This is a genomic window from Enterobacter sp. 61D5 (genome assembly GCF_034107965.1).
GTDB lineage: Bacteria > Pseudomonadota > Gammaproteobacteria > Enterobacterales > Enterobacteriaceae > Enterobacter > Enterobacter cloacae_M.
Genome location: NZ_JAWNFK010000004.1, coordinates 60581 through 74430, shown reverse-complemented (window position 1 = coordinate 74430; position 13850 = coordinate 60581). Strand labels below are relative to the sequence as shown.

The 13850-nt window shown below is 57.3% G+C and carries 8 protein-coding genes; all 8 read right to left on the bottom strand.

From position 1 onward, the window contains the following. Position 1 precedes the first annotated feature (1 nt). Positions 2–622 (bottom strand): YfgM family protein, encoded by a 621-nt coding sequence (locus UTM25_RS03305; RefSeq protein WP_047652675.1) that lies wholly within the window; start codon positions 620–622, stop codon positions 2–4. A gap of 13 nt (positions 623–635) precedes the next feature. Next, entirely contained in the window at positions 636–1910 is a 1275-nt protein-coding gene (gene hisS / locus UTM25_RS03300) for a histidine--tRNA ligase (RefSeq protein ID WP_032622984.1), read from the bottom strand. Between the two features lie 80 nt (positions 1911–1990). Further along, a complete protein-coding gene (ispG, locus tag UTM25_RS03295; protein WP_023308814.1) occupies positions 1991–3109 on the bottom strand; it encodes a flavodoxin-dependent (E)-4-hydroxy-3-methylbut-2-enyl-diphosphate synthase in 1119 nt (372 codons plus the stop codon). 26 nt (positions 3110–3135) lie between these two features. After that, the gene (gene rodZ / locus UTM25_RS03290) at positions 3136–4149 is read right to left on the bottom strand and encodes a cytoskeleton protein RodZ (RefSeq protein ID WP_194400161.1); all 1014 of its coding nucleotides are present in this window, start codon (positions 4147–4149) and stop codon (positions 3136–3138) included. Between the two features lie 293 nt (positions 4150–4442). Beyond that, positions 4443–5609 (bottom strand): bifunctional tRNA (adenosine(37)-C2)-methyltransferase TrmG/ribosomal RNA large subunit methyltransferase RlmN, encoded by a 1167-nt coding sequence (locus UTM25_RS03285; RefSeq protein ID WP_014171168.1) that lies wholly within the window; start codon positions 5607–5609, stop codon positions 4443–4445. Between the two features lie 169 nt (positions 5610–5778). After that, positions 5779–6210 carry a nucleoside-diphosphate kinase gene (gene ndk / locus UTM25_RS03280; RefSeq protein WP_003860625.1) on the bottom strand — a complete coding sequence of 144 codons (432 nt, stop codon included), beginning with the start codon at positions 6208–6210 and terminating at the stop codon, positions 5779–5781. A gap of 156 nt (positions 6211–6366) precedes the next feature. Beyond that, a complete protein-coding gene (pbpC, locus tag UTM25_RS03275; protein ID WP_194400159.1) occupies positions 6367–8691 on the bottom strand; it encodes a peptidoglycan glycosyltransferase PbpC in 2325 nt (774 codons plus the stop codon). Position 8692: 1 nt separating this feature from the next. Further along, positions 8693–13645 carry an alpha-2-macroglobulin family protein gene (locus tag UTM25_RS03270; protein ID WP_194400157.1) on the bottom strand — a complete coding sequence of 1651 codons (4953 nt, stop codon included), beginning with the start codon at positions 13643–13645 and terminating at the stop codon, positions 8693–8695. Positions 13646–13850: the final 205 nt, after the last annotated feature.

Sequence of the window (13850 nt, the reverse complement as noted above, 5' to 3'; positions counted from 1 at the left end):
CTCAGACGGACAAATTATTTATTTTCATCTGCATCATTTCGCTCAGCGCAGGTGAAGCATTGCTCTCTACGCCAGCTTGCCACGCTTTACGCGCGCCCGCTTTGTCACCTTTGCTCAGCAGTGCTTCACCGCGCAGATCGGCAACGATGGCAGCAAAACCTTCGCCTTTGATGGTATCGAGCGTTTTCAGCGCATCGTCAGCTTTTTTCTGCTGAACCTGAATACGTGCCAGGCGCAGATTGATCACCGCTTTCAGGTTCTCATCGCTGGCCGCAGCAAGGCTCTGCGAGAGCTGCGCAGCGGCTTTATCCAGTTCGTTCTTATCAACGTACTGCTGAGCCACTTCCAGCGCAGCCAGTGCACCGTAGGTGTTTTTGTTGTCAGCCGCAAATTTTTCTGCCGCCGTCAGCGTTTGCGGCTGATCGGCACGAATTGCGCTCACGGTATTTTCATAGGACAGAGACGCGCCGCGCGCGGAATCTGCCTGATGATTGTTCCAGTAACGCCAGCCCACCAGCGCACCGATACCTAAAATAACCCCAACAACCAGCGCTTTGCCGTTTTCAACAAAGAAGCGCTTAATCGCGTCGACCTGATCGTGTTCGTTCTCGTAAATTTCCACGCAGTCCTTCTCCTTAGCCCAATAGAGTGCGCAAGTGCGCCGCAACGCCGTCCTGCGTTACCGTTGTCTGCTCACCAGAGCGCAGGTCCTTCACCACCACTTCGCCGTTAGCCACTTCGGACTCGCCCAGCACCAGTGCAATACTTGCGCCCCACTTATCGGCACGAGCAAACTGTTTTTTGAAGTTGCCGCCGCCATGGTTGGTCATCAGCTTAACGCCCGGCAACGCATCGCGCACGCGTTCGGCAAGCTGCATCGCCGCAGACTGCGTTTCCGCGCCTGAAGCCACCAGGTATATATCGACAACGGAATCTGCTTTAAATTCCGGATTAACTGCCTGAACCAGCAAAACAAGTCGCTCAAGGCCCATCGCGAAGCCAACAGCAGGGGCTGCGCGGCCGCCAAGTTGCTCAACCAGACCGTCATAACGGCCGCCCGCACACACGGTGCCCTGAGAACCGAGGCTGGTGGTCACCCACTCAAACACGGTACGGTTGTAGTAGTCCAGACCGCGCACCAGGCGCTGGTTCACGGTATAGGCGATGCCTGCCGCCTCAAGCAACTTGCACAGGCCCGCGAAGTGTTCGCGAGATTCTTCATCCAGGTAGTCACCCAGCGCAGGCGCATCGTTCAGCAGTGCCTGAACATCCGCGTTTTTGGAATCCAGAACGCGCAGCGGGTTGCTGTACATGCGACGTTTGCAGTCTTCATCCAGCTTCTCTTTATGCTGTTCCAGGAACGCGACCAGCGCATCGCGGTAGTTAGCGCGTGCTTCCAGAGAACCGATAGAGTTCAGCTCAAGGGAAACGTGATCGGCGATACCGAGGGCGCGCCACCAGCGGGCGGTCAGCATAATCAGTTCAGCGTCGATGTCCGGGCCCTGCAGGCCAAAGACTTCCACACCCAGCTGATTGAACTGGCGGTAACGACCTTTCTGAGGACGTTCGTGGCGGAACATCGGGCCGATATACCACAGGCGCTGCTCCTGATTGTACAGAAGACCATGTTCGATGCCGGCGCGTACGCAGCCCGCCGTACCTTCCGGACGCAGGGTCAGGCTGTCGCCGTTGCGGTCCTCAAAGGTGTACATCTCTTTTTCAACCACGTCGGTGACTTCACCGATCGCGCGTTTGAATAACGGGGTCTGCTCTACAATCGGCAAACGGATTTCGCTGTAACCGTAGCTGCCGAGCACCTGCTTCAGTGTGCCTTCAATGCGCTGCCAGATGGCGGTTTCGCCAGGCAGATAATCGTTCATGCCGCGGATGGCTTGAATGTTTTTTGCCACGTTTATTCTCTTTCTATATACAAAAAAAACCCAAAGAATGGGTTCAATCATACATGGGAAGCGGCACGCTTCCCATCACGTTATTTTTCAACCTGCTGAACGCTGATACGCTGTGTTTCGTCCATCATGGCGGCTTTGGCGCGGATGCGGGCTTCAAGCTGGTCGATCATGTCGCTATTATCCAGACGATCTTTACGAACGCCATCTTCATAGAGACCACTTTTCTTGTTACCGCCAGTCACGCCCAGGGTTGACACCAGCGCTTCACCCGGACCGTTTACCACGCAGCCGATGATGGAGACGTCCATCGGGGTGATAATGTCTTCCAGACGCTGCTCCAGGGCATTCACCGTCCCGATCACATCAAACTCCTGACGTGAGCAGGTTGGGCAGGCAATGAAGTTGATCCCACGCGCGCGAATGCGCAGTGACTTCAGGATATCGAAACCGACTTTGATCTCTTCGACCGGATCGGCCGCCAGCGAGACGCGCAGGGTGTCACCGATCCCTTCGGAGAGCAGCAGCCCCAGACCGATCGCGGATTTTACAGAGCCGCTGCGCAGGCCGCCCGCTTCGGTGATCCCGAGGTGAAGAGGCTGGTCGATCTGCTTTGCCAGCAGACGATAAGACTCTACCGCCAGGAACACGTCGGACGCTTTTACGCTGACTTTGAACTGATCGAAATTAAGACGATCGAGATGATCGACATGACGCATCGCGGATTCGAGCAGCGCCTGTGGCGTCGGCTCGCCGTATTTTTCCTGCAGGTCTTTTTCCAGGGAACCGGCGTTAACGCCGATACGGATAGGAATATTTTTATCGCGAGCGCAGTCCACGACCATGCGGATACGCTCTTCGTTACCGATGTTGCCCGGGTTAATACGCAGGCAATCGACGCCGTATTCGGCCACTTTCAGTGCGATGCGGTAATCGAAGTGGATATCAGCCACCAGCGGAACGCTGACCTGCTGTTTGATCAGTTTGAACGCCTCAGCGGCATCCATGGTCGGGACGGAGACGCGAACAATGTCCGCGCCTACACGTTCTAATGCTTTGATTTGATTGACCGTCGCTTCCACATCGGTGGTGCGCGTATTGGTCATCGACTGAACGGCGATAGGTGCCCCATCGCCGATTGGCACATTCCCAACGTAAATCCGTTTCGATTTTCTACGTTGAATCGGAGCCTGGTTATGCATGAAAAATCTCCCGCGTTGCCCGTCTGTTACTGTGCTGCTGATTGTTCGGCATTAACGGTAAGACGTGCAACCTGGTTAGTTCTGATAAAGCGGCTCAGGTCGACAGGTTTTCCTTGATACTGGATCTGGACCGCTGCCGGAGCGCCGATTTTAAGTTTATAGGGAGCCTGGCCGGTTAGGTTTAACGTGCCATCTTTACGCTGCAGGCCGCTGAACAGTTTTTTACCTGTCGCGTCAGTTACTTCCAGCCAGCAGTCGGCGCTGAAGTTCATTACCAGCGCGTTGGGATCGGCTGCTGTCGCCGTACCCGCCGGGCTGGTTGGCAGAGTCGCTGCGCTATTGTCTGCAGGCTGAGTAGCCGCAGGCGCGTTCGCCGCAGTATCAACATCAGCCTGAGAAGGGGCAACAACCGCGTTTTGATCCTGAGCCTGCGGCGCAGCGGTGTTAGCCGTTGCTGCCGGAGCCTGTGCAGCATCGGTCGCCGACGCGTCTGGCGCTGCGGTCTGTGGCTCGCTTGAGGAAGCTGCGCCGTCGGTATTCAGCGGCACGTTCTGGGCATTCTCACTTCCGGCCTGGTTGAGTTCGGCGGATGATTGATCGGCCATGGTGGTGATCTCTTCCTGCTGGGCCTTGTGGTTTTGCCACCACCATGCGCCGGTCAGACCGATCACCACAAACAGCACCAGCCAGGTAAAGCTCATCAGCCAGCCATCGCGTTTTTTACGACGTTTCCCCAGGGAGAAGGTCTGCATCGGCGCAACTTTTGCTGCACGGACCGGTGCCTGCTTCTCCATCATTGGCAGTAATTCGTTTTCGGGGATATGCACCAGTTTTGCGTAAGAGCGGATATAACCGCGCAAGAACGTTGAAGCCAGATCGGCAGGTGCCTTATCTTCTTCAATATCGCGAACCGTGGAAACCTTCAGGCACAAGCGTTCCGCAACGGCTTGCTGGCTGAGTCCGAGTTGTTCACGGGCGTTGCGAAGACGAACGCCAGTGGAGAGTGCTTCATGTTGGTCGTGAGTGGCTTCAGTATTCATTCGCTACAACTACTGGTACGTGAAAAATAAGGGTTCAGGTGCCGGTGAGTCACAATGCCACCCGCACCGCGAAACTTCTGGTCAGTTAACCTTGAACAGAGAGTATAAGACTGTCAGCCCGGAGATGACAGTACAGCCCTGCCCGTACGGCTAAACTGTTGTTACGTCGTTACATACTGCCCGAAAGTCGGATGAAACGCACCGTAATTATTGTTCAGTCATCACGAATCTGACTGATTATTCAGTAAGTGTATGCTTCACGGCGCAGATAATGCGCCGTGAGTGCATAATAATCAAACAGCTTTAACCGCGATCGTCTCGCCCTGCATGCGTTTACGCAGGGTACGTTTGGTACGGTCAATAACGTCACCTGCCAGCTGTCCGCATGCTGCATCAATGTCATCACCACGGGTTTTACGCACGATAGTGGTGAAACCATACTCCATCAGCACCTTGGAGAAACGGTCGATACGGCTGTTTGAGCTACGGCCATACGGCGCGCCCGGGAACGGGTTCCATGGGATCAGGTTGATTTTGCATGGCGTATCTTTCAGCAGTTCAGCCAGCTGATGCGCATGTTCGGTACCGTCGTTGACGTGGTCAAGCATCACGTATTCGATGGTGACGCGGCCCTGGTTGGCGTTGGATTTCTCCAGATAGCGGCGCACCGCAGCGAGGAAGGTTTCGATATTGTACTTTTTGTTGATCGGCACAATTTCGTCACGAATTTCGTCGTTTGGTGCATGCAGGGAGATCGCCAGCGCAACGTCAATCATGTCGCCAAGCTTGTCCAGCGCAGGCACGACGCCTGAGGTAGACAGCGTGACGCGACGCTTGGACAGGCCAAAACCGAAGTCATCCAGCATGATTTCCATCGCCGGAACCACGTTGGTCAGGTTCAGCAGCGGCTCGCCCATCCCCATCATCACCACGTTGGTGATAGGACGCGTACCGGTTACTTTTGCCGCACCCACGATTTTCGCGGCACGCCAGACCTGCCCGATAATTTCTGACACGCGCAGGTTACGGTTAAAGCCTTGCTGCGCGGTTGAGCAGAATTTGCACTCCAGCGCACAGCCTACCTGAGAGGAGACGCACAGCGTGGCGCGGTCTTCTTCCGGGATGTAGACAGTTTCAACGCGCTGATCGCCGACCGCTATCGCCCATTTGATGGTGCCATCCGCGGAGCGCTGCTCTTCCACCACTTCCGGTGCGCGGATTTCAGCCACTTCTTTGAGCTTGTTGCGCAGGACCTTGTTGATGTCGGTCATGTCATCAAAATTGTCGCTGCAGTAATGGTACATCCACTTCATGACCTGATCGGCACGAAACGGCTTTTCGCCCATCTCTTTAAAGAACTCGCGCATCTGCTGACGGTTCAGATCCAGCAGGTTGATTTTTCCATTTTTATTGGGAACCGCAGGAATGGCGACTTCGGAGGTATTCACTAGTTCAGACATAATATTTTCCGGCCTCGTTGTTACACGTTATGGCCCATGGAGGGTTGAATAGAAACGCCCCGGAAAGCAGTCTGCTCGTCCGGGGCGTTGCATTGTACAAAGTCTGGCGCAGGGATGCCACGTCTGGACGCGGCATTTACGAAAATAATGTGTAAACGAAACCGTTAAATTAACGGGTGCGTGGACACACTTCGCCTTCAGCGAAGAAGAAAGCGATTTCGCGTGCAGCAGATTCAACAGAGTCAGAACCGTGGGTACCGTTCTCGGTGAAGCTGTCCGCATAGTCAGCGCGCAGAGTACCTGCCAGCGCGTTGTCCGGGTTGGTTGCGCCCAGCAGGTCACGGTGACGCTGTACTGCGTTTTCGCCTTCCAGCACGGATACCACGATTGGACCGGAGGTCATGAACTCAACCAGGCCGTCAAAGAATGGGCGACCTTCGTGCTCAGCGTAGAAACCGCGAGCCTGCTCAACGGTCAGGTGCAGCATTTTGGTGCCAACAATTTTGAACCCTGCAGATTCAAAGCGAGCGAAGATGCTGCCAATAACGTTTTTTGCCACCGCGTTTGGTTTGATGATGGAAAAAGTACGTTCAATAGCCATGATAACCTCTGTCAATGTTCTGTTGTTTTGCATACCTGAGTATGGTGTGGCGCGGATTATAATGAGCAATAGCGCCATTGCCTATGGATTCAGGTAACATTTTTTTAAAATAAGACGAGTTTTAGCAACAGCTCACATCTGAAAGCTGCTTTCAGATCACTGCAGCGTAAAATTCACCGTCGCGACCTGCCCGGTCTCATCCATAACGAGTAACTGATAATCACCAGATTTATCAAGCTGTAATGTGTAAACTCTTCCCTTCACATTCAGCGGTTCACCGTTCAAAAACCACCAACGCTCACCGCTATTACCGGTCGCCTGAAGCGGCAGCGAAACGCGGGATTCCCCCGGCAGACGTTTGATGACGGCCCCTTCGCGCACGCCTGTCAGGATGAGTGGCGCAGGTGCGTCCTGCGACAGCGGAGGACAGGTGGTTGATGAAGGAGGGACCCGTACCGCGCGACGTTCGGTCGCCGGCAGCCAAGGCTCCAGCGGCAGCGGCCAGACATCAAGGACTTTTTCAGTTGCATCAGGGCAATCTGACGCCACGCGTTTACCCGTTTTATCCAGCCAGACCGGAAAGCGAATGCCGCGTATCCCTTCCTGTTCGGGCAATAGCAGCGTGGGCGGTTCACTCCCTTCCAGCAGCCAGGTCGACAGGCGACGCCGACAGTTTTCGCTTCCTTCCGGCAGCGACTGGCCGCCCGGCCAGCAGATCACGCCCCGCCCTACGCTCTCCGGACGCGGGTCGCGCGGCAGGCGGGCTTCGTCTACCGTTGAGCGTGACTGAAGCAGGTTATTGACCTGATTTAAGAGTGGAACTGCGCTGGCGAAACCAAACTGCCCCGCTACGGGCGTGCCGTCCGGTCGTCCTGTCCAGATGCCTATTACGTAGCGGGCATTCAGACCTATGGCCCAGGCATCACGGTAGCCGTAGCTGGTGCCGGTTTTCCACGCCAGCGGCGCGATCTGCGGTAACGCATTATCCGGCAGCGGCTGCGCCTCGTTCGCCAGAATACGGCGAATAATCCACGCCGAGCCTTGCGACAGCAGCGGACGTTCAATGAGCGGATCGCCCGGCTGTAACCGCAGCCTTCCCGCCTTACCGTGTCGGGCAAACGCGCTGTAGGCCGCGGCGATATCGGCCAGCCGGGCGCCTGCCCCGCCGAGGATCAGGGACAGATTCGGCTGCGCCCCCGCAGGCAGGATCAGCGACAAGCCTGCGTTACTCAGCATCCCGGCAAAACGTTTTGGCCCGTAGGCTTCCAGTACCTGTACCGCGGGCAGGTTGAGGGAGCGCACCAGCGCTTCACTCATGCTGACCGGTCCGTGGAAGCCACTGTCAAAATTCCCGGGGCGATAATCACCGGTTTTTCTGGGAACGTCCTGGAGCAGCGAGGCGGGATGGATCAGGCCATCGTCCAGCGCCATACCGTAAATAAAGGGCTTTAACACCGAGCCCGGGGATCGGATCGCATTGACCATATCCACGTGGCTGAAACGCGTGTCATCGTTAATATCCACCGAGCCGACCCAGCCGCGCACTTTCATATCGGTGTGATCCACGACGATCATCGCCAGCGAGCTGCGTGCCGGCAGGCGAGATTTCCAGTTCATCGCCAGCTCTTCCAGCTGCCGCTGTAGCCCGGCATCGAGCGTGGTGACAATTTTAGTGTCGCGGCTTTTGCCTAGCATCATGCGTGCAAAGAGCGGCGCCAGCTGCGGCATCTGTCGGGGCGCCAGCCATACCGATTCTTCCCGAGATTCCTTGACCTGCTTCGCAGACCAGACGCCCTGCGTTACCATGCGGTCGAGCACTTTGTTGCGCGCCGCCTCGGCCCGTTCAGGCCAGCGGTCCGGACGCAAGCGGCTGGGTGCCTGAGGCAGCACCGCCAGCAGGGCCGCTTCGGAATAGCTGAGCTGCGACGGCGGTTTGCCGAGATAGGTCCAGCTTGCCGCCCCGACGCCCTGCAGCGTGCCGCCAAACGGAGCGCGGTTGAGGTAAAGGGTGAGAATGTCGCGTTTGGAAAGATGCCACTCCAGCTGCATCGCCCGCCAGAGCTGACGAACTTTGCCGCCAAAGGTGCGCGGATGCGGGTCCAGCAGGCGTGCCACCTGCATGGTGAGCGTGCTTCCGCCAGAGACGACTTTGCCAGAACTGAGATCCTGCCAGGCTGCGCGCAGGACAGAAAGCGGGTTTACGCCAGGGTGATCCCAGAACCAGCGATCTTCATACTGGATCAGCGCCTCAAGGTAGCGGGGAGAAACCTCTTCAATGGTAACCGGGTAGCGCCAGATACCGTCGCTATCGGCAAAACGCCAGAGCGGCGTGCCCTTCTCATCCACCACCACCCGGGCGGGGTTAACCTCTTTCAGAGGCAACGGCCACAGGCGGTCGGCGGCGACAATCAGCGCCCATAAAACGAGAAGCGCTCCCGCCAGCCATAGCCAGCGGGAGCGTGTCAGACGTGCCATTCGCATATTACGGAACAACAATCAGCGGGCCGCTGGCCGCCCCCGTTGCCCGCCACTGCGGAACGTACATAGACTCCACCATCGGGACCGGCACCTGATAGGTTCCCGGCGTCACGGCACGAGCCAGATAGACCAGCGTGACCGGCTGGCCTTCATTTACCGGCACGGCAGCCACAAAGCGGTCGTCGCGGAACTCCATATGCTGAATGTCCGCCTGCTGCATCTGGCTAAGCAGGTTCTGTACCTCACTACCGCTGTCCTGCAGGCTGGCGCTGCTGCTCGCCAGGTTCTGGTTTTCCAGCTCAAGACCCGCAGGGAGCAGATCCACCACCAGCGCATCCGGCACGTTCTGGCTGGCTTTAACTTCCAGCCACACCAGCACCAGCTCACCGCTCTTCAGCGAAGAGAGCGATTTACTGCTACCGTCGGTTGCCAGGATATGACGTTCAACCTGCAGCACGTTCGAGCTCGGCTGAGGGGCATATTGCGGATAACCAGTGCTGTCCAGGCGTACCCACAGCGGTGTTGTCCCTGTATTGGTCACCTGTAGCGCGCCAAGCTGGTCGCCGCTCACGTTTTGCACCAGTGACTTATCGCCGCCTGATGCGGTCTCAGACAGCGAAGTTTTCGCCTGCCACGTACCAGACAGGGTTTGCAGCGAACGTCCTGCCAGGAACAGCGCATTGCTCTCCTGCGTTGACAGCCAGCGCTGGCTGAAGGCCTGTTCCGACAGGGCATTGAGCAGCATATTTTGCGCATCCGGCAGCAGCTTGTACTCCTCCAGAAGAGAGAGCATCAGTGCGTTATCGCGAAGCTGGCTGCCGTAATCAGCCATCCAGGTTTTGCTGTCGTTACGCGGCGTTTTGAGTGCCAGGTCCAGCGCCTTCTGGCTGCGCGGCGCATCGCCCATCAGTTTGAGCGCCATGCCCAGCTGCATCAGCGGCAGCCCGGAAGCCGCCTGCTCGTGACGATCCCAGATTTCACGCAGCGCGCCCAGCGGCGCTTTTTGCTGACGTGCCAGCGCCAGCGCGGCATAGGCCTGCACGGCGAACTTGCTGGCCTGAGTATCATCGCTGTAGCGAATGGACATCATTCCCGGATCCTGCAGGTAGCGCAGCAGGCGGTTATTGGCGTTATTCACTGCATCGGCAGGTACGCTGTAACCCTGCTCGCCCGCGCGCACCAGGAAGTCGGTCACGTAGGCCGTCAGCCAGTACTCTTCCGGGCCGTTTTTATCCCACAGCGCAAAACCACCGTCTTCACGCTGCATCTGCAGCAGGCGAGAGATGCCAATATCAATCGCCGCACGGCGCTTGTCATCGGTGTCGCCTTTGATGCCAAGTGCAGTCAGCTGCGCCGCGTTGGTGTAGAGCGACGGGAACAGGCCACTGGTGGTCTGTTCCAGGCAGCCATACGGATACGCCTGCAGTTCGCGAATATAGCGCGCCAGGTTAAGCGGTGGTTTGCCGCTCAGCAGCAGCTGTCCCTGCAGGGTAGCAGGAGAGAAACCGTGAATGTGCTGCGCCGGTGCGGTCCAGGACTCGCCGGGGTTCAGCATGGCACCGGTATTCACCGTCTGTGCCGGGAACGCCGGACGCACGCCGATTTTCCAGCTCTTTTGCTGCGGCGCAAAGGTCTCGCCCGGAAGCTGCAGGCCCGTAACCTGTGCTGTCACCTCACCATCACCATAACCCTCCAGCGCACGCACCGGAATAAACAGGGTGCTGCGCGCGCCAGGAGACAGCTGAACCGGCTGCGGCTGGCCGCCTTCCAGCGACAGTTTTCCTGTCGCGGTCAGGGCAACGTTCAGCGTTTGCGGCTTGTCCGTCAGGTTGGTGAGGTCCAGCGCCAGCCGTGAGGTGTCCCCGCTTGCCAGGAAGCGCGGGGTGTTAAGCTCGGTAATGACCGGCGCGGCAACCACAACCTTGCTTTCACTGCTGCCGAAATCGTCTTCCGTCCAGGCCTGCGCCATCAGACGCAGCTCACCGTTGAAATCACCAATCGGCAGCGTAATCGTGCCTTCTCCATTGGCATCCAGCGTAACCGGCTGTGCCTGCTGGGCAATAATGGTGACGTGGTTCACCGGCGGCTTACCGCCGCGCTTAAGCTCATCACCGTCACCACCAAAGCGCAGCGCGGCCAGGCGGCCCTGCCCTTCGATGACCTGGCCGTAGATATCGTAAATGTCCGCGCCATAGCGCTTCTGGCCGAAGAAAGCCTGCCACGGATCGGGCGTAACATAATCGGTAATATTCAGCACGCCGCTGTCCACCGCAGAGACAAGCACATTCACTTTCTGCGGCACCGCACCCTCTTTCACGCTGGCTTTCACCTTCACTGAGAGCGTCTGGTTTGGACGCATTTTCTGCGGGTTATCGAGCGCAATGTTCAGACGGCGATTTTCATCGCCCATCGGCAGATGCAGCAGGCCGACCGCGCGTTTCGGCGTGGCGGATTTGGATTTATCACCAGGACGCACCACCAGCGTGCTCAGGTACAGATCGTGACGCTTCCAGGCTTTGTCAACCGGGATAGCGAGATCAAGCCCGTTTGCCGGTACGTCGATCTCTTTCCACCACAGCGGCCCTTCGCTGGACTCGATCATCGCATAGCCCTTACCTGCTGCCGGCGCTGCAATATGCAGATTAATGGTATCGCCTGGCTGATAGGCTGGCTTATCCATTTTAAGCGTCACACGGTCAGGCCGAGCGGCCCCGGTGCCGTCGCTGTTATCCTGCCAGCTGTAGCCTGCCCAGAAGCGCACGCTGCTGACCATCTCATCAGGCGCTTTAACTTCCAGACGGTATGAGCCCCACTCCACCGGGAAGGTGACTTTACCCGTCTCGTCAGCCTTGAGAGTCAGCTCCTGCTCGCCTTCGACCAGATCTTTCTGATCGAACTGAGACTGCCAGCCTTCGCTCTCAGACCAGTTCCAGAAATAGTCGCGGCGCTCACGGATCAGGCGTACCTGTAAACCGGAAACCGCTTTTTTCGCTCCGCTGGCATCGGCGTAAACGATGTCGAAGCTGGCATTGCCGTTCTCGTCAACAATCGGTTGGTTGACGGTGGTATCGGTTCGGTAGTCGTAAACGGCTTTACTGGCGAACTGAGGGCGGATACCCGGCAGCTCAGCCGCCGGCCAGATTGCCTGCTCAGCGCGACGCGTCACCGGACGACCGCCCGACTCCAGCAGGCTGGCCTGCAGGATCAGCTGCAGCGGAGAGTGCACTTCTTTCCACTGGCTTTCGGTAGAAACCTGTCCACGCCCCTGCTCATCAAGCGTAAGCTGAACTTCATCCAGACTGCGGCTCAGGTTCTCCTCAGCTATATCGCCAAACTGGAAGCCCGGCAGCGCAGCCACCGCGTCACGCAGCGGACGCAGGAAAAGCTGGCCCTGCAGAGAATTACCGTTGGCCGGTGCGCCATACAGGTAATAGCCCACCACGTTAAAGCCCACGTTATCCTGCGGTGAAACCGGCGTTTTTTGTCCGCTCAGGTTCAATGCCATACGCTCGGGCATGAAGTCTTCGACGTGGAAGTCCCACAGGCGCTGCAGGTTATCCCCCGTGTTGGCACGGATATGCCACATACCGGTCTGCGCTCCGCTGTCCAGCGGATAGTTAAAGCGATAGAGCCCATTCTTTGGCTTGACGACAATCGTACGCGCGACCTGTCCATCCGGGCGCAGCACGTCAAGCTTCACGGGCTGATCGGGAAGCGGCTTACCGTCACTGTCGCGCAGTAAGCCGTTGAGGATCACCGTTTCACCCGGACGATAGAGATCGCGCGGGCCAAACATGAAGAATTGCTTGCTGTAGCCGGGGCTACCGGCAATATCGAACTCCGCCAGATCCAGCGCCGGAAGCTTGAGGTCAAGCAGCGTGGTCTGGCCGTCTTTGCTCGCCAGAATCAGCGCGGCTTCTTTGTCCGTTTCAAGCTTCGCATGACCGTCGGCATCGCTCTTCGCCTCAGCGAGAGTCTGGCCTTTGTCGTTCAGCAGCGTGACAGTCACGCCGGACTGCGCCGCACCGTTTTCCAGACTCTGAGTGAAAATATCCAGGCGGTTATGGTAACGGTGAGCGGACAGACCAATATCGCTTAAGGTAAAGAGCGTTGCGGCATTACTGTAGTTGTAGTGCCCTGCCTGGTTCATGACCGCGATGTAAACGCCAGACTGCTGGAGCGGTTTAATATCCTTCAGGGGCAACAGCAATTTTTCGCGCGTATTGCGCGCTGGATTAAGATCGAATCGACCGGTGTAAACCAGCTCCGCCATCTTCAGCAGGTTATCGGATTCCCAGTTGGTCAGCGAGTTACGGTACTCCCACTGGCTGACAAGGGAGGCCAGCGATTCCGGCTTCACGCGGTAAAAGTTGACATCGACATTGTTGACGTTGAGCGCCATCACCGGCAGGCCTTCCACCACCTTACCCGGCAGCAGCGAGCCGCGGCTGGCAAAACCAACGGTGGGTTCAATGTCCCGGGTGGTCAGGGCTTTTTCATAATCAATGCCAAACGTCGCTTTGTTCAGCGCCTGCAGGTCACGTTCAACGGTGACGACCAGGTTACGGTTAGGTTCCAGATGGCGCAGTCGAAGCTCTTTCAGGTTAGGCGCAAGTTCCCACGCCCCGTCAACCTTGCCGCTTTTCTTATCCACGACATGCACCGTTTTGGCGAAATCCTGCTCGGGATTTAGCGGAACAGAAAAGGTCAGCACCAGCGTGGCGGCACCGTCAAGCTGAACTTCTGAGGTATCCAGCAACGTCAGCGCTTTTCCCTGACTCTGGGCAGCCAGTTTAGCCAGAGTTTCAGCATTGGGCTTTTCCGCGGCTTTCGGTGTGGATGCGGTGGATGCCGCGGGAGCCGCAGCCTGAGATTTATCGTCGCTATTATCACAGCCGACAAGCGTAAACGTGGTAAGCAACGCAAGAGAGAGCGCGGCTAAGCGAAACGGTTTCATCCTTTATCCCTGGCCCATGGAGCCTGTTGGTCGTCGTCCGGATAAGTATTATCCGCAAGTTTCATTAATTCAAAAAGGCCAATTTTAAAATCTGGAAAGCCCCTCGCAGAATGGCATCACGTCGCTACAACGGGATGGAACCGCGATCACAGCACATAACGTCACATGTTACCTTTCAGGTCATTTGTTTTTAAAACAAGAAGAT

Excerpts from the sequence above, each read along its gene's own strand:
- UTM25_RS03270 (WP_194400157.1), bottom strand. The coding sequence starts at position 13,645 with ATGAAACCGTTTCGCTTAGCCGCGCTCTCTCTTGCGTTGCTTACCACG.
- UTM25_RS03285 (WP_014171168.1), bottom strand. The coding sequence starts at position 5,609 with ATGTCTGAACTAGTGAATACCTCCGAAGTCGCCATTCCTGCGGTTCCC.
- ndk (WP_003860625.1), bottom strand. The coding sequence starts at position 6,210 with ATGGCTATTGAACGTACTTTTTCCATCATCAAACCAAACGCGGTGGCA.
- ispG (WP_023308814.1), bottom strand. The coding sequence starts at position 3,109 with ATGCATAACCAGGCTCCGATTCAACGTAGAAAATCGAAACGGATTTAC.
- rodZ (WP_194400161.1), bottom strand. The coding sequence starts at position 4,149 with ATGAATACTGAAGCCACTCACGACCAACATGAAGCACTCTCCACTGGC.
- pbpC (WP_194400159.1), bottom strand. The coding sequence starts at position 8,691 with ATGCGAATGGCACGTCTGACACGCTCCCGCTGGCTATGGCTGGCGGGA.